This is a genomic window from Pseudoalteromonas rubra, assembly GCF_000238295.3.
In the GTDB taxonomy this organism is placed as follows: domain Bacteria; phylum Pseudomonadota; class Gammaproteobacteria; order Enterobacterales; family Alteromonadaceae; genus Pseudoalteromonas; species Pseudoalteromonas rubra.
On sequence record NZ_AHCD03000034.1, the window covers coordinates 215,503 to 235,095 of the forward strand.

The window sequence follows — 19,593 nt, forward strand, 5'->3', positions numbered from 1 at the left end:
GCGTTATTGAATAAAACAAAAGTAACCCAAAGCGACCACTTTTGTGGTTAAACGGGTCAATCTAAGTAACCGCTCTTACACCAGCTGTTCGTCAGTGTGTTTCATTTGCTGACTCTGAGCCAGTGCTAATGCCAGGCTTTGCGCTTTTTCAAACGCCTGTGTGAGCGACGCCTGATGCCTGTCATCACCAAACTCCTGATATTCACTGACTATTTCATACATGGTTTCACCCCCAAGGTAACGGCTTAACGTGCGTAAATGGGGCATCAGATGATTACTCTTGGCTCTTATCTCAGGCTCTTCAAAGCCAAATTCTCCACATGAGGCTATGGCAACCAATGTTTTACCCGACAGCAAAGGCGCTAACGGAAAGTCTCCGCGCTTGAGATCAAAATCAAATGTTTTATTAACCCGAACAATCTGATCAAACCAGGCTTTGAGTTGTGCTGGCATACCATAATTGTACATAGGTGTTGAAATAACAATAATATCGGCACGGGTTAGCTCATCAATCAGCGTATCGGATAAGGCCAGTAGCTGCTTCTGATCCGCAGTCCTTTTCCCTTGTGGGGTGAATACGGCCCCGATCCAATCCTGAGTGATAAATTGTGGAGGATGTACCCCTACATCACGATAGATATACTCATCTATTGAAGATGTTTCTTGCCAGCTTTCGATAAACTGCCGGGCAATCTGTTTCGACAGTGAATTATGTGATGGGTTGTCATTGTCAATTGCTCTGACGCTTGAATCTATATGTAAAATTGTGCTCATGCTAATTACCTTTTTGATTACTGGATGCGTAATAGTGTGCGTTAAGGCACTCAGCTGAACAAACGATACTCTTACACCTATAGATGAGTTAAAATCATCTATATATAGTTTTTGATTGGATGACCGACATGGCATTATCTGTTTCTTTACAGGCACTCAGGGCATTCGATGCTGCAGCACGCCATGGCAGCTTCAAACACGCCGCAGAAGAGCTCTCCTTAACGCCTACAGCAATTTCTCATCATATCGGTAAGCTTGAAGACCGACTCAACGTGCGCTTATTTCAACGCTTACCCAGACAGGTGCTGCTTACAGAGACCGACTTATTGCTGGCTAATGCGACGTCCGAAGGCTTTGCGACAATTGAAAGTGCGCTGGCAGACATTCAGCAACTCAATGAAGTCGTCCAGGTGAGTACCACTTCTTCTTTTGCGGCGCTGGTGCTATTGCCTGCACAAGGTGCGTTCTCAGCATGTTACCCGGACATCTCGATGCAGGTTTCAAGCGGAGAGCTGCCAGACAACCTGCCCAATTCAATCCCTGTAAGGCTGGGTAACATCAAAGACGTCCCGGTTGAAGACCGTCTAAGCGAGGAGCGGTACAATTTGTTTGGAAACAAGGCGCTTAAGGCATTACAGGACGCTGCAGTCCGGCCGGTACTCTATACAACACGCTGGAAAAATCGCGCGCTGTGCGCGCCACCGCTGGATGACTGGCTGACACACAACGGACTGAGTAAAGCAGACTTTGTAATCCGAGAGTTTGATCAGGAGTTATTTGGTATTCAGCAGGCTGTGATAGAAAACGCCCTGGTGTTTTGCTCAGAGATATTGGCCCGGGGCATGTGTTTAACCGGCCAGTTGGACCCAGTGGGAGAGAGAAGCGTTGCTTCGTCACTGTGTTACTACATTCCAAACAAAACACGATTCAGAACGCACAACGCAGTGAAGTTTATTGAATGGCTCCAGGATTTAGTCAGAATGAAGAGTAGTGATGGGAATTAACCATTGCAGTAAAGTTTGCTCACGTGAGCTTTTTACCTGTCTGAAATCGTTTGATGGAATGGCCAATACCACCGGTAACCCATGTAAACAGCCATACGAAAGCGTGCGGCTTAGCAGTTAGCAGTTAGCAGTTAGCAGTTAGCAGTTAGCAGTTAGCAGTTAGCAGTTAGCAGTTAGCAGACCTATTTAACCACCTTCAGGATGACTCTGTCTTTCTCAACAGCCTGGTTGTTTTCCGCTCTGAATTCTTCAACGCGGTCGTAAATATCTTTCACACCGTAATATTGTTCCAGGTTCTTTTCGGCTGCAAGCAAATCGCCAAACTCCATCACAATTTCGTAAGCTTCGCTGTACTTGTCTTCGACTTCTTCGTCATTGTCTTTTGCAACAGTGATCAGCGCTCTAAAGCGTTGTTCCAAAGGCCTCAGACTGGACCCCTTTACAATCATGGCCAAAACAAAAATCAGCGCCATGATGATTAACATACTACCGATTAAGATGAGTTCCATATCAAATTTCTCCTTTGGCAAGTCTAGATTCCATTATTCTATAAAAAGGGTACTTGGCAAGTGAAACGAATATACAAATATTTCCTATCACTACAAATGGCCCATATACGTCATATAACATATCGTTATCTAAATAACCTCGCAGGACCAACTGGCTAAAATTCAAAAACATCAACATAAACGAGATATAGGATATAAACCGAGTTGAAGCAGAAAAGTTACACCCTCGAATGACATGCAAAAGGAATAATACAGTGATAAATGCCGCACCAGTACACACAAGAGCAAAGTAATAAACTTGTCGCATCTGTGTCGGTTCAAAAGGAAGGCTTAATATATAAGTTCCTAAACTAGAACTGGAGGTGTAAAACACAAGCACTGCCAAAGAAGCAAGAAAGCATGAATGCAGCTCATGGTCGCTTTGTTTTTTCAGGGTCTTTTTCCCCCCAAAAAACAGATCAAAGCGGTGCTGCTTGAAACAATACAGCAAGAATAATACAACGAATAGTTCCAACGCTGTTGTTATCCATCCAGTAACTATAAAAAACTCATTCATGCTCGGCAAAAACCTTACTATTTACCCGCCAAAATAAACCGTTTTAGCCTCAGGGGAAAAGCGCTGCATTTTTGGTTGTGCACCATTTCCAGATCCAGAACCACCAGTAACCAACTGAATAGACTCAACACTCATGTTTGAGGTTCCTTCCAACTGACCCGTTTTTGCTTTCTTATTTAAGCGCTTCATAAAAAATTTCATAATATCCGTCCTTCATTTAGGTTTAAAAGGACCACCCACAAGAAGGTTGCGCACATGTTAACCTTATTGACATATAGTAACAAGCATTAATTGTATTAAATTCACTTCATTGCGGATGATCTTACACACTATGAGGTTGGTCAAAAATGGGTAGTGACCCTCCCACAGTAAGACTTATCATAAGGAAAATTAGAAAAATTGGAACAACAATACGACAAATCGGACATGCGAAAACTATACCTGGTCAAAACTGGCTAGACTGTAAATCTGCTCAACTGTCAGATTTTCTGGCTGAATGGTAGAAAAACCCGTCTGTGTCATCGCTCAAATACAAAAAAGCCGCAGCTAACAAACTGCGGCTATTGAAGTCGATGCAACACTTTAAAGTGCTTTTTGCATTTCTTCGAACTTATCGGTTATTTCCGCGCGGGGTTCTGACGTTGCCAGACTCACGGCGACTATCGCAATGGCGGATGCAATAAACCCAGGTACAATTTCGTAGATAAGCGCACTAAGCGGCTGGCCATCTACCGTTACCGGGCCATAGATCCAGAACAACACAGTTGCTGCGCCCACTATCATGCCCGACAAAGCGCCCGCAAAGTTCATACGCTTCCAGAATAAGCTGAGCAGTACCAGAGGACCGAATGCAGCACCAAACCCGGCCCATGCGTTACTCACCAGGCTTAAGATGGTGCTGTCTCTGTCGTAAGCAAGATAGATTGCAAACATAGAAACCAGCGCCACGCTGATCCGCCCTACCAGCACAAGCTCTTTATCTGACGCCTCTTTACGTAAGAAGATCTTGTAGAAGTCTTCGGTCAATGAACTGGAGCTCACCAGCAGCTGAGACGAAATGGTACTCATAATCGCTGCCAGAATCGCAGCCAGCAAGAAGCCAGCAATCAGCGGGTGGAAGAGCAATTCAGATAAGATCAGGAAAATGGTTTCAGGGTCTTCAACCACAATGCCCTTTTCGTGGGCGTACGCTGCGCCAAACAGACCCGTTGTGATAGCACCTAAAGTGGCCACCAGCATCCAGCTCATCCCAATGCGACGTGCCGTTGGCATATCTTTAACGCTGCGCACTGACATAAAGCGCACAATAATATGTGGCTGCCCAAAATAACCCAGACCCCAGGACATGGCAGAAACGATGCCGATAGCGCCACCAGCGCCAATCCAGGTCAGTAACTGTGGATTAATTTCATTGAGCGTAACGCTCAGCGGGTTATCGAGTAATGAATAGGTCACCGCAGGCACTAAAATTAGCGCCAGGAACATAATACATCCCTGAACAAAGTCGGTCAGACTCACCGCCAGAAACCCACCAAACAGAGTATACAAAACCACCACGCCTGTCGTGATATACAAACCGGCTTCGTAGCTCATGCCAAAGGAGTTTTCGAACAGCTTACCGCCGGAAACCACACCTGCTGAGGTATACAGTGTGAAGAAAACAATGATCACCAACGCCGATACAATACGCAATGCATTGCCTTTATCTTCAAAGCGATTAGCAAAGTAGTCGGGAATGGTTATCGCATCGTTTGCCAGCTCGGTATACACGCGTAAACGTGGTGCCACCAGCAAGTAATTTAAAAATGCGCCAATCAGCAACCCTATGGCAATCCAGGTACTGCTGAAACCGCTTACAAACATGGCGCCGGGCAGACCCATCAGGATCCAGCCACTCATATCCGAGGCACCCGCAGACAGGGCCGCGACACTGGGTGGAAGGCTTCTTCCACCTAACATATAACCCGACACATCGCTGGTTGACTTACGATACGCGTACAGTCCGATACCCAGCATGGCGATGAAATACATGGCAAGAGAGATCATAGTGCCAGTTTCCAAAATTACCTCCTATAGTCGAGCTCCTCTCCACAATATCAGATGCTGTTTTGTTGTTAGCTGAGATTGGGACAAAAGCCATTGAGAAAGGGTCACTATAACATGGCAAAGATCGCCACCCAAGTTACACAAGGTGAAGTGCCTATGAATTGTGCGCAAACAACCTCATACCTTAATACCAAAAGCTGAAACAAGCTGAATTAGTTAATGAAATATGCCTGAGATTACCTTATATTGTTGAACAGTAGAAGTATTCAGTCAGGTGTATCTTTCATGTATTTTTATGCCGCCAGGCAGCCAATCCTAAACAAAAACAAAGAACTCGTGGGCTACGAGCTGCTCTTTCGCGATGGTTTAGACAATGTCTTTCCTGAAATAGATGGCTCAGAAGCGACCTCCAGATTGATCGAAGGTAGTCAGTTTAACTTTGGTCTGGAAGATTTAACCGACAATAAACCGGCTTATATCAACTTCACACTGGACACCTTGCTGAAAGGTTACCCCACCATGATGGGGCGCGAACAACTGGTAGTAGAAATTCTTGAAACCGTGCAGCCGGGCAAACGCCTGCTGGGAGCAGTGCAGGACCTGAAGCAAAAAGGCTACACCATAGTGCTTGATGATTATCAGCATCAAAAAGTGTGGCGACATTTCTATCCCTTCATTGATCAAATCAAGATAGACATGCTGACCACAGATGTCGCGACCATTGAAGAGATCAAAGAAGCCATTGCACCGTTTAAAAACATTGAACTGGTCGCCGAAAAAGTCGAAACACATGAACAGTATCAGCAGGCTCTCGATCTTGGATTCAGCTATTTCCAGGGGTTCTTTTTCGCTAAGCCCGAAGTGGTTCAGAGTAAAACCCTGCCCCCTTCAGAGATGGCGCTGGCCGAACTGCTATACGAAACATCCAGTGTTGACGTCGACTTAAAGCGGATCACACAAGTATTCGAGCGCGACGTTAACCTCAGCTATAAGCTGCTACGCTACTCGAATTCAGCCGCGTTTAAACGTCGTGCCGAGATCTCCACCATTAAGCAGGCTTTAGTGGTACTTGGCAATCAGGAGCTGAAGAAGTTTCTTTCTTTACTCTTCGCCTCTCAGGTGTCTTCAGAGAAACCACTCGAACTGGTCCGCCTGTCTCTGACGCGCGCACGTTTTGCCGAGTTATTAGCGGTTAAACACCGTAAACTAAAAGACACCGGCATGGCCTTCCTGGCTGGTATGATGTCACTGATGGACGCAATTTTAGATGAAAGCATGGACAGTGTAATGAGCAAGCTGCCACTGGCCATTGAAATCAAAGATGCGCTATTGAAGCAAGAAGGTTTGTTGGCCAGTTACCTGGCGCTGATCAAACTCTATGAGCAAGCCGACTGGCAGGGGGCCAATGAACTGGCGCAACAACTGGGCCTTGACCCTGATCTGTTGCCTGATTATTACCACGAAGCCCTGCAATGGTGTGATCAACAGATGGAAGTGATGGCCATATAGGGTGCACTGCATTTTATCATCCAAAAAACAGCTGCCATTTGGTGGCTGTTTTTGTTTTAGGTCAAGGTTTTCGATATTTTTCCCCACATCATGCGCAAGTGCGACAATTTGTCACATCCCAACCTTTTGTCTGACAAGTAAAATTCTTCTCAATAACAACGTGAAAACACTTTGGGAAGAATCATGACCAGAAACCTTATTTGGCTTGCTGTTACGGCCGCTTTTTCTGCACACAGCCAGGATGCACAGCACGACACACACTCTGACAGTTTAGAGCGCATCGTCGTTATCGCGCCTATGCACAGTCCTTTAGATATCAAAACCGACCCTAAAGCCCCAAGGCAACCTTTGCCTGCACAGGATGGTGCAGATCTGCTATCCAGTATTGCCGGCTTTTCTTTGGTTAAAAAAGGCGGCGCAAGCAGCGACCCTGTTTTTCGCGGGATGGCCGGTTCACGTCTGAACATTATTACCGATGGTGGCCAGACGCTCGGCGGCTGTGGCGGGCGCATGGACCCACCTACGGCTTACATCACTCCCCAAACCTACGATACCTTAACGGTGATTAAGGGACCTCAAACCGTCCTTTATGGCCCTGGTAACAGCGCCGCAACAGTCATTTTTGAACGTGAATCAGAGCGCCTGAGTGAAACGGGCTGGCAAGGGTTTGCCAATGCAACCCTGGGCAGTTTTGGTAAGCGTATGATAAATGCAGACGTTAAGGGGGGCACAGAGGATTACTATGCACGCCTTGCTGCCAGTAAAAGCGACGCCGATGACTATGAGGACGGTGAAGGTAACTCCATTCACTCGGCATATGACAAATGGAACCTCGACTCCGAGTTTGCCTACACGCCCGATGATGACAGCCTCTATAGCCTGAGCCTGGGTCGCAGTGATGGCGAGGTCGCCTATGCTGACCGCATGATGGATGGCAGCAAGTTTGACCGTAATCACGTTGCACTCAGCGTTGAGCTGGATGAACTGGCTGGCTTTATCCGCGCGCTGGAAGCCAATGTGTATTACAACAACATAGATCACATCATGGATAATCATAGCCTGCGCACATTTACGCCCACTATGATGATGAAAAACCCGACCTCATCGAACCCAGACCGTCGCACCTGGGGTAGCAAACTGATGCTCACTTCTGCCATCAATACAGAGCACACATTGCGTTACGGAGTGGACCATCAGCAAAACCGCCACCGCATCCGTGTTAGCATGAACCAGCCGATGATGCCGGTGGAAACACTGCCTCGCCGTGACAATGCCGAGTTTAAACAAACCGGGCTATTTGGTGAGTTTGAATACGCAATCAAGACTGAGGGCCCAAAGCGCAGCCAATGGGTCAGCGGGCTACGTATTGATGACTGGTCAGCAACTGATAAGCGCCAGCAACTTGGCTCCATGATGATGCCAATGCCTAACCCGACGGCAGATCAGACGCGTGATGACACCTTGTGGAGCGGATTTACACGCTATCAGGTCCAGCATGAAGACATGAGCTATTACATCGGTGCCGGGCACAATGAACGTTTTCCCGATTACTGGGAGTTGATGGGTGGCGGACGCCGGGGCGTAGAGAGCATGAGTGCCTTTTTACTGGAGACAGAGAAAACGAACCAGCTGGATATCGGCTGGATGCTGCAAAAATCTGGCATGACCACCTCAGTGTCTCTGTTTTACAACCGCATAGATGATTATCTGCTCACCGATAATCAGTACGAAGTGATGGACAAAACGCTGGCAGTAACCCGGAATATTGACGCGCAAACAATGGGGCTGGAAATGGAAACCCGGGTTGCGCTCAGTAAACAACTGAATTTCACAACCAGCATCAACTATGTGCGTGGCAGCAATAAAACCGATCATACGGCACTGGCACAGCAACCTCCCCTACAGGCACGTTTTGCGATGGATTACACGCTGGATAAATGGCAAGTGGGCGGTTTATGGCGTCTCGTAAAAAGCCAGGACCGCGTTGCTATCGGCCAGGGTAACATTGCCGGTCAGGATGTCGGACCCAGCCATGGCTTTGGCACACTGGCACTGAACTTATCCTATAGCCATTCAGATGAGCTGTTATTGAGTCTCGGGGTAGATAATGTGCTGGATAAAACCTATACCGAACATTTGAGTCGCGCAGGCGCTATGGTCAGTGGCTATGCGCAAATCGACAAAGTGAATGAGGCCGGCCGTACACTGTGGGCCAACATCAACTGGCGCTTCTGATTGAACTAATGGGGCTGACGATGTCAGCCCCTGTACCACTGCTTATTCAATCGCCAACTCGATAAGGGGCGGCACCGACTCACCATTTTCGTGATCACCAATCAAATATATTTTGCCATCTTTGACAACCAGATCACTGGGCATAGTCATATCCTCTGGCAGCAGATCGTAGACGGCCACAATCTCACCACTCAGCGTCAACTTGAGCACTTTTGTGAATTGCTCAGATACCATCCACAACGTATCTTCAGCGAAATACAGACCCATTGCAGTATATTCATTGAGACTCCCTTCTGTCTCCCCGGTGTAACTGAGCGGCTGGCGAGATATGAGGTTAAACTGACTATCCAGGGTAAATAACCAGTCCTGCTGTGACGCGTCATCGCTATTGGATACCATGAAGTAACGGTCAGTGAGTGTGTCGTACGCTAAACCTAAGAACTCAAAAGGCAGCTCTCCCTCTTCGTGCAAGGCTACTGGGTACTCTTGCACCAGCTGATACCCCTGCTCTGACATTGTAAAATGCCCAATCAGCTTAGAGTCAGCTAACACAAAGAGCTCCCCGTCTTTGCTTGTTACCGCTTCGGTACAACCCTGTCCACAGTGTATTGAGGCAAACGCCAGTTCAGTGCGGGTCTGGATCTGCAAATCCGCATTCAAAGAGTAGACTTCAGCCTGATCGGTGACGATTTCCCAACCCCCTTGCTGCGTGTACCAAAGTCCGGATGGTTGCTTAATCTCGTCTGGTAACGTGTAACGATTCTGCACCACCAGTTCACCGGAATCTTCAATAGGCCCATCTCCCAGCAACTTGTCCCTGTCGGCCAGCAGTACCAGGTTGTTCTGTTGAGTATTGGTGGTGATCACAACCTGCTCACCAGAAAATATCGTCAAGTCGGTCAGCTCCGCTTGACCAAACCCGGTAACATACCAGCCATTAAGCTGTGTTACCTGCTCTTCCGATACTTCAAACTGCATGACCACAGGCTGTCCGGATTCTGAGGCCAGTATCCAAAGCTGCTGCCCCAGATAAGACACGCCCTGAATAGTCATATTGTCCGACAGCGGGTACAGCAATAGCTGTTCGCCTTCTGGTTTAAATCGGATCACCTGATGGGCATTCGCGTCGTAGCCCCAGATATCACTGTTGTCATCACTGTCCAGGCCTAATTCGGTGAGTGTTAAGCTCGTTTCTAAACGCCAGGCAGTGGTTTCGTCACTTGTCAGACTGCGCTGAAAGATCTCATTGGTGCCGGTGACATACCACAGCTCGTCCTCATACTGCTCTGTGGCCACAATGCTGTCCAGTGCGGTTAATCTCAGCGACAACGGCTGATAAACACGCGGCGAAGCACTGATATCAATGGTCCCCACCTCAATGCCTTGCTGAAACGTATGCAGGTCCGGACCATTGATGTCCAAACTGGTCAGATTGGTGAGCGGTTGCGCGCCCGGCGCATAATCAAGGTATTCAGAGACCGGGAAGTCTTCAACCAGCTCACGTCCGGCTTGAGGTGCAGTGAGCGCCAAATCATGCACAACCCGACCAGGCGTAGGCTGCTCGCCACCTCCACCCGGGGGCTTAATTTTATCATCGTCGCCACAAGCGCTCAGGTTTAATGCAATACACACGGCCAGAAGTGATTTTAAGTATTTCATGTCATAGTTCCTTGTTGAGTGAAATTATACCAATTTGCTTAATTAAGTGATCTATTTTGAGGCGAGAAAATAGGGTCGATAACAAGGCAAAAATTTTGCTATTTAGTTGTTCTAAATAAGAAATTTTTAACGCCGTTAGCGTCCTATTTGCTCCTTCAAATAGACCAGGTATTAAGTGAAATTGGTATTACAGCCACTGTAGCGCTGTGAATGTCAACAAAGTGTCTATGGCCACTCAGGTGGGTTCAGTTTTTATCTCTCTCAGGAAAGGGCGAACTTCAGGTACTCAAAGCCCATGAGGGGTTGGCGACGGTCACAAAAAAGCCGGTCAGTGAATGCTGGACCGGCTTAATAACTGCTTAGAGGTTTTCGAGGAAGTCCTCATCAAACTCCTCTGGCTCCTCTTCGATTGGCGGATTGCCATCGTGGAGTTCGTAAAGCTGACGCTGCAAATAGACATCCTTGAAGAAAATATAAGGGTCCAGTGACTCGTTAAGCAGCTTTTCCTGTGACATCAGGCTAGCCCTGGCCTCCACTGCACGCAATGCAAATACCAGAATGGTTTCTGGTGTTGTGAGTGCAATTTTGGGAATAACGACATTGTCGACGATATCACCGGATAGATTACGTACCGTTGAAGGACCGTAACCCGGGAGCATCAAATACGCGCCGTCACCTACACCCCAGACACCCAGGGTTTGACCAAAATCTTCGTCTTTGTGTTCCAAACCCAGCGATTTGGCGACATCAAACAGGCCGAAAATACCCACCGTTGAGTTAACCAGAAAACGCGCCACGTTGACACCTGCATCACCAGGCTTTGCCTGTAAGGCCGCGTTAACCGCGTCCGTAGGCGCTGACAGGTTAGTGGTAAAGTTTACCAGACTACTGCGGACCGGCGCAGGCGTAATGGCGATGTAGCCTTTCGCAGCCGGGCGCAGGATATAGGCATCCAGTACATCCATATTAAAGTCATACAACGGTCGGTTGAGCGACTGTAGTGGATCGCGCGGATCTTGTTTTTCTTCGGGGACTTGCGCACACCCGGATAAAATTAGCGCCAAAGCGGCGCCAACGAGTTTTTTATACATTTAGCTTCCTGTGCTGGTTATAACACGACTGATAGTAACCGCAACCTGCTGTGCTTCCGGGGTCATCGTAATGGTCTGAGTCGCACCTTCAAGCTCACCGCTCTGCAGAGCCACGTTGCCATCCACTGAAATACGCGCCGTAACAACCACTTCTTTAAACCCTGACAGCTTGAGGTTAGGCATCATCGCCATACTATCGTCCAAATTGACACTCAATGGCAAGTTAAAATCTGTAAGTTTGGCCACCGCAGCCACTGTAGCGCTGTGAATGTCAACAAAGTGTCTATGGCCACTCAGGTGGGTTCAGTTTTTATCTCTCTCAGGAAAGGGCGAACTTCAGGTACTCAAAGCCCATGAGGGGTTGGCGACGGTCACAAAAAAGCCGGTCAGTGAATGCTGGACCGGCTTAATAACTGCTTAGAGGTTTTCGAGGAAGTCCTCATCAAACTCCTCTGGCTCCTCTTCGATTGGCGGATTGCCATCGTGGAGTTCGTAAAGCTGACGCTGCAAATAGACATCCTTGAAGAAAATATAAGGGTCCAGTGACTCGTTAAGCAGCTTTTCCTGTGACATCAGGCTAGCCCTGGCCTCCACTGCACGCAATGCAAATACCAGAATGGTTTCTGGTGTTGTGAGTGCAATTTTGGGAATAACGACATTGTCGACGATATCACCGGATAGATTACGTACCGTTGAAGGACCGTAACCCGGGAGCATCAAATACGCGCCGTCACCTACACCCCAGACACCCAGGGTTTGACCAAAATCTTCGTCTTTGTGTTCCAAACCCAGCGATTTGGCGACATCAAACAGGCCGAAAATACCCACCGTTGAGTTAACCAGAAAACGCGCCACGTTGACACCTGCATCACCAGGCTTTGCCTGTAAGGCCGCGTTAACCGCGTCCGTAGGCGCTGACAGGTTAGTGGTAAAGTTTACCAGACTACTGCGGACCGGCGCAGGCGTAATGGCGATGTAGCCTTTCGCAGCCGGGCGCAGGATATAGGCATCCAGTACATCCATATTAAAGTCATACAACGGTCGGTTGAGCGACTGTAGTGGATCGCGCGGATCTTGTTTTTCTTCGGGGACTTGCGCACACCCGGATAAAATTAGCGCCAAAGCGGCGCCAACGAGTTTTTTATACATTTAGCTTCCTGTGCTGGTTATAACACGACTGATAGTAACCGCAACCTGCTGTGCTTCCGGGGTCATCGTAATGGTCTGAGTCGCACCTTCAAGCTCACCGCTCTGCAGAGCCACGTTGCCATCCACTGAAATACGCGCCGTAACAACCACTTCTTTAAACCCTGACAGCTTGAGGTTAGGCATCATCGCCATACTATCGTCCAAATTGACACTCAATGGCAAGTTAAAATCTGTAAGTTTGGCCACCGCCAATGGCATAGGAGGACCTTGTGCAGCTTTGGCAAAGACAAACAAAGTGGAATTCTCAGGTATTTTGTCAGCCAGCTCGTTTGCCAGGGAAACCGACACTTGCAAGCCATTTTCAGGCATTGCAGGCTGTGCAACTTGCGCGCTGCTCAGCTTTTGGTCTAAATCCGTAATACGCTGTTTGATCATCGCATAACGTGGATCATCCTGCGTCATCGATGCCAGCAAGACTTCGAACGCCGCCTTAGATTCTTTCCAGTCCTGACGCTCATAAGCGATCAGCGCCAGTAAAGAAATTGCATCAATGTTACGCGGCTCACGTTGCAGTACCTGAGACAACATACGTGCGGCACGGTTCATCGCATTCTCTGACCCTTCAACCAATAACGCCTGAGCATAGCTCACCTTGACATTACTGTTGTTCGGTTGCATCTCCAGCGCTTTATCGAATGCCTGCATCGCCATTTCGAAGTCATTGAGCGACATTGCAACACGACCTAACAGCATCCAGGCAACGGCATCATCACCGCTGTTGGCCAGTTTAGTGCGCAGACCCAAAGCAAACGCCTGAAGTTCATTAGGGCTTAGGGGATCGCCAGTTTGCATTACAGCACGCTGGCCGTATTCAGGGAGCATATCAATGGCTTTATACCAGTCTGAGATTTGCTTCTGACTGCCGGTAAAAGAATAAAATACCGCACTGACAACCAATAGAAATGCCACGCCCGTACCCGCCAATACCAGGTTATTACCTCGAGTATCCAGCGTGCGCTCTGGTGACAATTCGTTGAGCAAGCGACGTTTCATTTCCAGTACAGATTCATCGTGACTGCTCTGATCAATGCGCTGATTGGCCAGCTCATCCGCCAGCTCCTGCAAACGTTGCTGATAAATATCAATGCGTTCGGCATTGGCATCATGATCTACCGCAACCAGCTTATCGCGGCGGAAAAACGGCATCACCACGAACAACGCAGCGAGCACAGTCAAGAGCGCAAATAACCCCCACATTTGCATCATTTCATTCATGAAGTACGCTCCTTACGCTGGCTTTGTTTGATAAGCTCCGCCAGCTTTTGCTCATCTTCAGGGCTCCAGCTTTGTTTACGTGCTGCTTTTTTCTGTCTGAATACAATAAAACCAAAACCCAACACCAGGATCACCACAGGCATGACCCACAATACAATCGTGGCAGGTGTGACAGGTGGCTGGTAATGAACAAAATAGCCGTAACGATCGATCATAAAATCAATCACTTCCTGCTTAGATTTACCTTCATGAACCATATCCAGCACACGGTCACGTAAGTCTTTCGCAACCACCGCGTCAGAATCAGCGATGTTCTGGTTCTGACATTTTGGACATCTGAGTTCCTGTACCAGCTCTTTAAAGGTTTGCTCTCTTTCCGCATCTTTGAACTGGTACTTATCTTCAACAGCATTGGCACTGAGCGACCACAGGCCAGCCAGTAATGCCAACGCCAGCATTAGTTTTTTCATGGTTGCAACTCCTGAATTGCCGGAGCAAATTTGCTGCGCCATACCCGAGGATTAATATCGCCAGTGTGGTGCAAAATAATCTTACCGTTTTTATCTACGAGGAAAGTTTCCGGTGCGCCGGAAACCCCCAAATCCAGCGCTAATGTGCGCTCTAAATCCAGAATATTAAACTGGTAAGGGTCCCCTGCCCGTGCCAACATTTGCTGGACATCGGTACGCAGGTAATTGATATCAAACTGATCGCCGAAATCGGGATCATAGGCCTGCTCGTAGTACAAGCCAATGATCCGCACGCCCTGCTCGCGCAGCTCAGTAAGATAACCAAGCTCCGCAATACAGGTTGGGCACCAGGTGCCCCATACGTTTAGCAGGTACACCTCACCCAGCAGGTCCTGATCTGTCCAGCGCTTTTGCTCATCCATCAAATCTGGCAGCTCAAACGCAGGCATAGTCTGGCCCAGTCGGCCGGTTTGCAGCTCTCTTGGGTTGCCAAACAAGCCCTGATACAAGAACACGCACAACAACACAAAAATCAGCAGTGGCACCAGGCCTAAAAACTTCTTGTTCATTATGCATGCTCCACAGAGGTTTGCTTGCGACGACGATAACGTTTATCGGCCAGAACAATAAAACCAGCCAGGGAGATCAGGATACCACCCAGCCACATCCAGCGAACATAAGGCTTGTGATAGATACGCAGTGACCAGGCACCATTACCCATAGATTCGCCCAGCGCCAGATACAGGTCGCGGAAGAAACCATCGTCAATCGCGGCTTCAGTCATAAATTGCATACCCACATCGTACAAGCGCTTCTCTGCATGCAGTAAGGTCACGTACTCACCGTCTTTGAACACGGTGACTTCGCCAGCATGGCCGCCATAGTTAGGGCCACGGATCTCGTTTACCCCTTCAAAGCGATACTCGTAATCATTAAGCGTTGCGATTTCACCTTTTTTCATCACTACTGAACGCTCTACTGAATACGCAGAGGTCAGAGTCACACTGGCAATCACGAACGCAATACCCACATGACCCAGCACCATCGCCCAATAGCTCATACCCAGGCGCTTCAGGCCCTGTGCTGTACTTGGATGAACACTGACTTTTTCTACCAGGTCGACTACCGTGGCGATACAGATCCACACCGCCAGTGCCGTAGCCAGGTAAGTAAGCGTGCTGATTTCATCAAAGCTGGAGAACAACCAGGCACTGGTGATCACTATGGTCGCAACCAAAATGCCCACCCACTTTTTGGCCAGGGGTGGCAACTTGTTTTGTTTCCAGCGCAGCATAGGCGCCATGCCCATTAAGATGGCAAACGGCACAATCAGAATCGCAAACATCTGATTAAAGAACGGCACGCCAATGGAGATTGACCCCAGTCCCAGCTCTTTATGGATCATAGGTAATAAGGTACCCAGTAATACAATCAGTGTTGCCACAACCAGGAAAATATTATTCACCCATAGCCCGACTTCACGTGACACCAGTTTATAACGACCTTCGCTATAAACCTGGCTGACACGCAGCCCGTACAGTGCCAAACTACCACCAACCACTAAAGCGAGGAAAGACAGAATAAACAATCCACGATCCGGATCTGTCGCGAAAGCGTGTACAGAGACAATAATGCCGGAGCGGACGATAAAGGTGCCTAACAGACACAAGCTAAAGGCCGCGATGGCTAATAACACAGTCCAGGATTTAAATAAGCCTCGCTTCTCTGTAATAGCCAGAGAGTGCAATAACGCCGTTGCAACCAACCAGGGCATTAACGACGCATTTTCAACCGGATCCCAGAACCACCAGCCGCCCCAGCCAAGCTCTGCATAAGCCCACCAGCTGCCGATGGTAATACCCAGGGTTAAAAAGCCCCAGGCTGCCATTGTCCACGGACGCGACCATTTGGCCCAGGTATTGTCCAGCTTGCCTGTCAAAAGGGCTGCGATAGCAAAAGAGAAAGACACAGATAATCCCACATAGCCCATATAAAGCAGAGGTGGGTGAATGATCATCCCCGGATCTTGCAACAGTGGATTAAGGTCACGGCCTTCAACCGGATAATAAGGTAATAGTCGCTCAAACGGGCTCGACATCCACAAGGTGTAGAGCATAAAGCCAACACCCAGGAAACCCAGCACGCCAAGTACGCGCGCGCGCAGCACCCAGGGCAAAGACTTAGACATCATAGCAACTAATGCCGTCCAGCTTGCCTGCATCACCAACCACAGCAGGATAGCGCCTTCATGGCCTCCCCAGGTCGAGGTGACTTTGTAGTACCAAGGCAGCGTGCTGGAAGAATGATGCGCCACATAAGCAACGGTAAAGTCATCAGTCAATGTGATGTAAATCAGTACACCAAAAGAGAACAACACCAGCAAACACTGACCCACAGCCAGCGAAGGGGCTGTACGCATCAGGCGCAAGTTGCCGGTATAAGCACCCCAGAGAGGAAAAATACACAACAGCAGGCTCAGGCCCATAGCCAGAACCAATGAAAAATAACCTATCTCAGGGATCATATTAGTTCTCGCTGTTTAAATTATACTTAGGTTTTTCATGCTTGATCCCTTTCACTGCTTCAGCGATTTCAGCTGGCATATATTCTTCATCGTGCTTTGCCAACACTTCAAATGCTTCAATGACATTAGGTTCAACCAGTGTCCCCTGCGCAACAATCCCCTGACCTTCACGGAACAGGTCAGGTAAAATACCGTGGTATTTAATGGTTACCATAGGACCGGTATCGATGAGCTTGAAGGTCACATCCAGAGACGTTTCAACTCGATCCACACTGCCCGGCACAACCATACCGCCAATGCGCAGTTTTTGCCCGATATAAGGCAGCTCTTTCTCTGGCCCTTTACCTTCAATTAGCTCACTGGGAGTATAGAAAAGATTGATATTTTCCTGCAACGCATACAGGGTCAGACCTACGGCAGAGCCGATCCCGAAGATCACGGCTACAACGGCAAACAGGCGTTTTTTACGTCTTGGGTTCATGCTTTTACCTCCTCTTCGCGGGCCTGCTTGATGCGCGCTTCACGCTTAATTTGTGCTGCTACTTCACGCTTAATGCGCTTGGCATCGTTTAGCGACGCCCACACCAATCCCAACAGGATAAAAGCACAACTGCCAAAAGACAGCCACACATAAAAGGCGTAACCACCCATATGAAAAAAGTCACTCAAAGATTCAAACTGCATACTTAACCTCGACTAACCAGCTGACGCACCCAGGGGCGGTGCTTCTCGACCTGAAGGATCTCATTTTTAAGGCGTACCAGTGACAGTGCTCCGACAAATGCAGCAAATCCTAAAATATTGATAAGTAACGGCCATAACATAGACGGATCGATGGCCGACGTATCAAACTTGGTAATGGTTGACCCCTGATGCAAGGTGTTCCACCACTCAACAGAAAAATGAATAATTGGCAGGTTAATCACCCCGACAATGGCCAGAATACAGGCCGCTCTGCCACCAGACTTCTTGTCTTCGAAAGCATGATATAAAGACAGCACCCCGAAGTACAAAAACAATAGGATTAACTCAGAGGTTAAACGTGCATCCCATACCCACCAGGCACCCCACATAGGTTTACCCCAGGCAGCACCGGTGATAAGTGCAATGGCGGTCATAGCTGCACCAACTGGCGCAATTGCAACCACAGCGAGTTCGGCATTACGGATCTGCCACACCAGGGCAACGATCGCAGCAATGGCCATAGAAGAATACGCACCCATAGACAAAATGGCCGAAGGCACGTGAATAAAGATAATGCGATAGCTGTCCTTTTGCTGATAATCTGCCGGGGCAAATGCCAGGCCCCAGATCCATCCGACGGCGATACACACCACCGTTACGGTAACAAAGTACGGAAGCAAGGTGTTACACAATTGGTAAGCACGCTCCGCTTTGGCATAGGGATGTAACCACTTCCACATTTTAACTTACACTCACTCTTAAAGCTGACGATATAGCAATTGGTGCCGTGACAATGGCGACGGCCAGCATGGCACCAAGGATCGCAAGTTGTCCGCCATAAGCGACCGACATACTGGCGGTATCAATGGCAGAGGTTGCGAAAATCAGAACCGGAATATACAAAGGCAAAACAAGCAGACTCATCAAAATGCCCCCTTTTTGCAAACCCACGGTTAACGCGGCGCCAATGGCACCGATAAAACTTAATAAAGGCGTTCCAATCAACAAAGTCAGAATGGTTGCGCCCAGTGCCTGGCTGTCGAGATTCATCAACAGCGCAAACAAAGGTGCCATCAGCACCATAGGCAATCCGGTGATGGTCCAGTGTGCGGCAACCTTGGCCAACACAGACAAAGACAAAGGATATGGCGAAGCAATCATTTGCTCCAGCGATCCATCGGCATAATCATCGCGAAATAACTTGTCCAAACCCAACATAGTAGACAGTAACGCGGCTACCCAAATGATACCTGCAGCCATGCGCCCCAGCAAGGCCGGTTCGGGTCCAATTGCCAACGGAAATAACGAAATGACTATCAGAAAAAACAGAAGAGGGTTAACGATTTCGGCGCGTTGACGGAACGCCAAAGTCACGTCTTTACGATAAACAGCGACAAATAAATGCCAATAAGAATGCTCAACCTTCATTAATGGCGGTACTCCAGAGCCAGGGTTTTCAGGGAGCTGAACTGAGTTGTCAGATCCTGGTGGGTCGTCAGTAAAATGGCGCCGCCATTTGCAAGGTGCGATTCAAACTGCCGTTGCAGCAGTGCCACGCCTTTTTTATCGAGTGCAGTGAAGGGCTCATCAAGGATCCACAAGCGGGCCTTGTTAAGCCACAGCCTGACCAGCGCAACCCGGCGTTGCTGTCCCGCCGAAAGGGTTCGTACCGGAACATCTTCCAAACCCACCAGTCCAAGCTGACCTAATAAGGGATAGACTTCCTCTTCGTCAGCCCCGTAGCCATGTACCTGCAACCAATATTGCACGTTTTCGTAGGCCGTTAATTGCTGATTCACCCCGGTTTTATGACCGATAAACAGCAAGGACTCAGCGAAGGTGTCGTAATCCCGACTGATATCCTGGCCTTCAAAGCAAATTTGGCCTTCGTCGGCTCGGGCGAAACCCGCAATGATACGTAATAAAGACGTTTTACCTGCACCATTTGGGCCTTCAACTTGCATGATTTGACCCGCCTGAAGCGAAAAACTCAATGACTCAAACAAACAGCGGTCCTGTTTAACACACGTGACGGACTTTATCTCTAGCAAGGCGCGACTCTCTGACGCTAAAAAATTGGGCGTTAGTCTATCATAATGGTAGGGTAA

21 protein-coding genes are annotated in these 19,593 nt (G+C 48.5%); 3 read left to right on the forward strand and 18 right to left on the reverse strand.

The window, feature by feature from the left end; translation table 11 throughout:
• Positions 1-75: 75 nt before the first annotated feature.
• Entirely contained in the window at positions 76-774 is a 699-nt protein-coding gene (locus PRUB_RS10220) for an FMN-dependent NADH-azoreductase (RefSeq protein WP_010385738.1), read from the reverse strand.
• A 128-nt stretch (positions 775-902) separates the two neighbouring features.
• On the opposite strand from PRUB_RS10220, the gene PRUB_RS10225 reads away from it, so the two are divergent.
• Positions 903-1,778, forward strand: a complete 876-nt coding sequence (locus PRUB_RS10225) for a LysR family transcriptional regulator (RefSeq protein WP_010385737.1) — start codon at positions 903-905, stop codon at positions 1,776-1,778.
• A 182-nt stretch (positions 1,779-1,960) separates the two neighbouring features.
• Here the strand turns inward: PRUB_RS10225 and PRUB_RS10230 are convergent, their stop codons facing one another.
• From PRUB_RS10230 to putP, 4 genes are all read right to left on the reverse strand, one after another.
• Positions 1,961-2,287: a hypothetical protein gene (locus PRUB_RS10230; RefSeq protein WP_010385736.1), complete on the reverse strand. Its 327-nt coding sequence runs from the start codon at positions 2,285-2,287 to the stop codon at positions 1,961-1,963.
• Position 2,288: 1 nt separating this feature from the next.
• Positions 2,289-2,843 (reverse strand): hypothetical protein, encoded by a 555-nt coding sequence (locus PRUB_RS10235; RefSeq protein ID WP_010385735.1) that lies wholly within the window; start codon positions 2,841-2,843, stop codon positions 2,289-2,291.
• A gap of 21 nt (positions 2,844-2,864) precedes the next feature.
• A complete protein-coding gene (locus PRUB_RS10240) occupies positions 2,865-3,044 on the reverse strand; it encodes a hypothetical protein (protein WP_040644787.1) in 180 nt (59 codons plus the stop codon).
• A 381-nt stretch (positions 3,045-3,425) separates the two neighbouring features.
• Entirely contained in the window at positions 3,426-4,904 is a 1,479-nt protein-coding gene (gene putP / locus PRUB_RS10245; protein ID WP_010385734.1) for a sodium/proline symporter PutP, read from the reverse strand.
• Positions 4,905-5,174: 270 nt separating this feature from the next.
• Here putP and PRUB_RS10250 point away from each other — a divergent pair, with 270 nt between their 5' ends.
• Positions 5,175-6,398 carry an EAL and HDOD domain-containing protein gene (locus PRUB_RS10250; protein WP_010385733.1) on the forward strand — a complete coding sequence of 408 codons (1,224 nt, stop codon included), beginning with the start codon at positions 5,175-5,177 and terminating at the stop codon, positions 6,396-6,398.
• A gap of 183 nt (positions 6,399-6,581) precedes the next feature.
• Entirely contained in the window at positions 6,582-8,633 is a 2,052-nt protein-coding gene (locus tag PRUB_RS10255; protein ID WP_010385731.1) for a TonB-dependent copper receptor, read from the forward strand.
• A gap of 42 nt (positions 8,634-8,675) precedes the next feature.
• Here PRUB_RS10255 and PRUB_RS10260 read toward each other — a convergent pair whose 3' ends face one another.
• From PRUB_RS10260 to ccmA, 13 genes are all read right to left on the reverse strand, one after another.
• Positions 8,676-10,292 carry a hypothetical protein gene (locus PRUB_RS10260; RefSeq protein ID WP_010385730.1) on the reverse strand — a complete coding sequence of 539 codons (1,617 nt, stop codon included), beginning with the start codon at positions 10,290-10,292 and terminating at the stop codon, positions 8,676-8,678.
• 359 nt (positions 10,293-10,651) lie between these two features.
• A complete protein-coding gene (locus PRUB_RS10265) occupies positions 10,652-11,383 on the reverse strand; it encodes an MlaA family lipoprotein (protein ID WP_010385729.1) in 732 nt (243 codons plus the stop codon).
• Positions 11,384-11,629: a c-type cytochrome biogenesis protein CcmI/CycH gene (locus PRUB_RS10270; RefSeq protein WP_242065233.1), complete on the reverse strand. Its 246-nt coding sequence runs from the start codon at positions 11,627-11,629 to the stop codon at positions 11,384-11,386. It lies immediately after the preceding gene.
• Between the two features lie 171 nt (positions 11,630-11,800).
• On the reverse strand, positions 11,801-12,532 hold the full coding sequence (locus tag PRUB_RS10275; RefSeq protein WP_010385729.1) for an MlaA family lipoprotein: 732 nt from the start codon (positions 12,530-12,532) through the stop codon (positions 11,801-11,803).
• A complete protein-coding gene (gene ccmI, locus PRUB_RS10280) occupies positions 12,533-13,807 on the reverse strand; it encodes a c-type cytochrome biogenesis protein CcmI (protein WP_010385728.1) in 1,275 nt (424 codons plus the stop codon).
• Positions 13,804-14,277 carry a cytochrome c-type biogenesis protein gene (locus tag PRUB_RS10285; RefSeq protein ID WP_010385727.1) on the reverse strand — a complete coding sequence of 158 codons (474 nt, stop codon included), beginning with the start codon at positions 14,275-14,277 and terminating at the stop codon, positions 13,804-13,806. The genes ccmI and PRUB_RS10285 overlap by 4 nt, the downstream gene beginning before the upstream one ends.
• Entirely contained in the window at positions 14,274-14,846 is a 573-nt protein-coding gene (locus PRUB_RS10290) for a redoxin family protein (protein ID WP_010385726.1), read from the reverse strand. The genes PRUB_RS10285 and PRUB_RS10290 overlap by 4 nt, the downstream gene beginning before the upstream one ends.
• Positions 14,846-16,801, reverse strand: coding sequence for a heme lyase CcmF/NrfE family subunit (locus PRUB_RS10295; protein WP_010385725.1), 1,956 nt, complete (start codon positions 16,799-16,801; stop codon positions 14,846-14,848). The genes PRUB_RS10290 and PRUB_RS10295 overlap by 1 nt, the downstream gene beginning before the upstream one ends.
• A gap of 1 nt (position 16,802) precedes the next feature.
• A complete protein-coding gene (gene ccmE, locus PRUB_RS10300; RefSeq protein WP_010385724.1) occupies positions 16,803-17,282 on the reverse strand; it encodes a cytochrome c maturation protein CcmE in 480 nt (159 codons plus the stop codon).
• Positions 17,279-17,485 carry a heme exporter protein CcmD gene (ccmD, locus tag PRUB_RS10305; protein ID WP_010385722.1) on the reverse strand — a complete coding sequence of 69 codons (207 nt, stop codon included), beginning with the start codon at positions 17,483-17,485 and terminating at the stop codon, positions 17,279-17,281. Before ccmD ends, ccmE begins: the two co-directional genes overlap by 4 nt.
• A gap of 2 nt (positions 17,486-17,487) precedes the next feature.
• A complete protein-coding gene (locus tag PRUB_RS10310) occupies positions 17,488-18,225 on the reverse strand; it encodes a heme ABC transporter permease (protein WP_010385721.1) in 738 nt (245 codons plus the stop codon).
• A gap of 1 nt (position 18,226) precedes the next feature.
• Positions 18,227-18,913 (reverse strand): heme exporter protein CcmB, encoded by a 687-nt coding sequence (gene ccmB, locus PRUB_RS10315; RefSeq protein WP_010385720.1) that lies wholly within the window; start codon positions 18,911-18,913, stop codon positions 18,227-18,229.
• Positions 18,913-19,536: a cytochrome c biogenesis heme-transporting ATPase CcmA gene (gene ccmA / locus PRUB_RS10320; RefSeq protein ID WP_081694295.1), complete on the reverse strand. Its 624-nt coding sequence runs from the start codon at positions 19,534-19,536 to the stop codon at positions 18,913-18,915. The genes ccmB and ccmA overlap by 1 nt, the downstream gene beginning before the upstream one ends.
• Between the last annotated feature and the right edge of the window lie 57 nt (positions 19,537-19,593).

Coding starts and splice junctions, on each gene's coding strand:
- PRUB_RS10220 (WP_010385738.1), bottom strand. CDS start 774: ATGAGCACAATTTTACATATAGATTCAAGCGTCAGAGCAATTGACAAT.
- PRUB_RS10225 (WP_010385737.1), top strand. CDS start 903: ATGGCATTATCTGTTTCTTTACAGGCACTCAGGGCATTCGATGCTGCA.
- PRUB_RS10230 (WP_010385736.1), bottom strand. CDS start 2,287: ATGGAACTCATCTTAATCGGTAGTATGTTAATCATCATGGCGCTGATT.
- PRUB_RS10235 (WP_010385735.1), bottom strand. CDS start 2,843: ATGAATGAGTTTTTTATAGTTACTGGATGGATAACAACAGCGTTGGAA.
- PRUB_RS10240 (WP_040644787.1), bottom strand. CDS start 3,044: ATGAAATTTTTTATGAAGCGCTTAAATAAGAAAGCAAAAACGGGTCAG.
- PRUB_RS10250 (WP_010385733.1), top strand. CDS start 5,175: ATGTATTTTTATGCCGCCAGGCAGCCAATCCTAAACAAAAACAAAGAA.
- PRUB_RS10255 (WP_010385731.1), top strand. CDS start 6,582: ATGACCAGAAACCTTATTTGGCTTGCTGTTACGGCCGCTTTTTCTGCA.
- PRUB_RS10260 (WP_010385730.1), bottom strand. CDS start 10,292: ATGAAATACTTAAAATCACTTCTGGCCGTGTGTATTGCATTAAACCTG.
- PRUB_RS10265 (WP_010385729.1), bottom strand. CDS start 11,383: ATGTATAAAAAACTCGTTGGCGCCGCTTTGGCGCTAATTTTATCCGGG.
- PRUB_RS10275 (WP_010385729.1), bottom strand. CDS start 12,532: ATGTATAAAAAACTCGTTGGCGCCGCTTTGGCGCTAATTTTATCCGGG.
- ccmI (WP_010385728.1), bottom strand. CDS start 13,807: ATGAATGAAATGATGCAAATGTGGGGGTTATTTGCGCTCTTGACTGTG.
- PRUB_RS10285 (WP_010385727.1), bottom strand. CDS start 14,277: ATGAAAAAACTAATGCTGGCGTTGGCATTACTGGCTGGCCTGTGGTCG.
- PRUB_RS10290 (WP_010385726.1), bottom strand. CDS start 14,846: ATGAACAAGAAGTTTTTAGGCCTGGTGCCACTGCTGATTTTTGTGTTG.
- PRUB_RS10295 (WP_010385725.1), bottom strand. CDS start 16,801: ATGATCCCTGAGATAGGTTATTTTTCATTGGTTCTGGCTATGGGCCTG.
- ccmE (WP_010385724.1), bottom strand. CDS start 17,282: ATGAACCCAAGACGTAAAAAACGCCTGTTTGCCGTTGTAGCCGTGATC.
- ccmD (WP_010385722.1), bottom strand. CDS start 17,485: ATGCAGTTTGAATCTTTGAGTGACTTTTTTCATATGGGTGGTTACGCC.
- PRUB_RS10310 (WP_010385721.1), bottom strand. CDS start 18,225: ATGTGGAAGTGGTTACATCCCTATGCCAAAGCGGAGCGTGCTTACCAA.
- ccmB (WP_010385720.1), bottom strand. CDS start 18,913: ATGAAGGTTGAGCATTCTTATTGGCATTTATTTGTCGCTGTTTATCGT.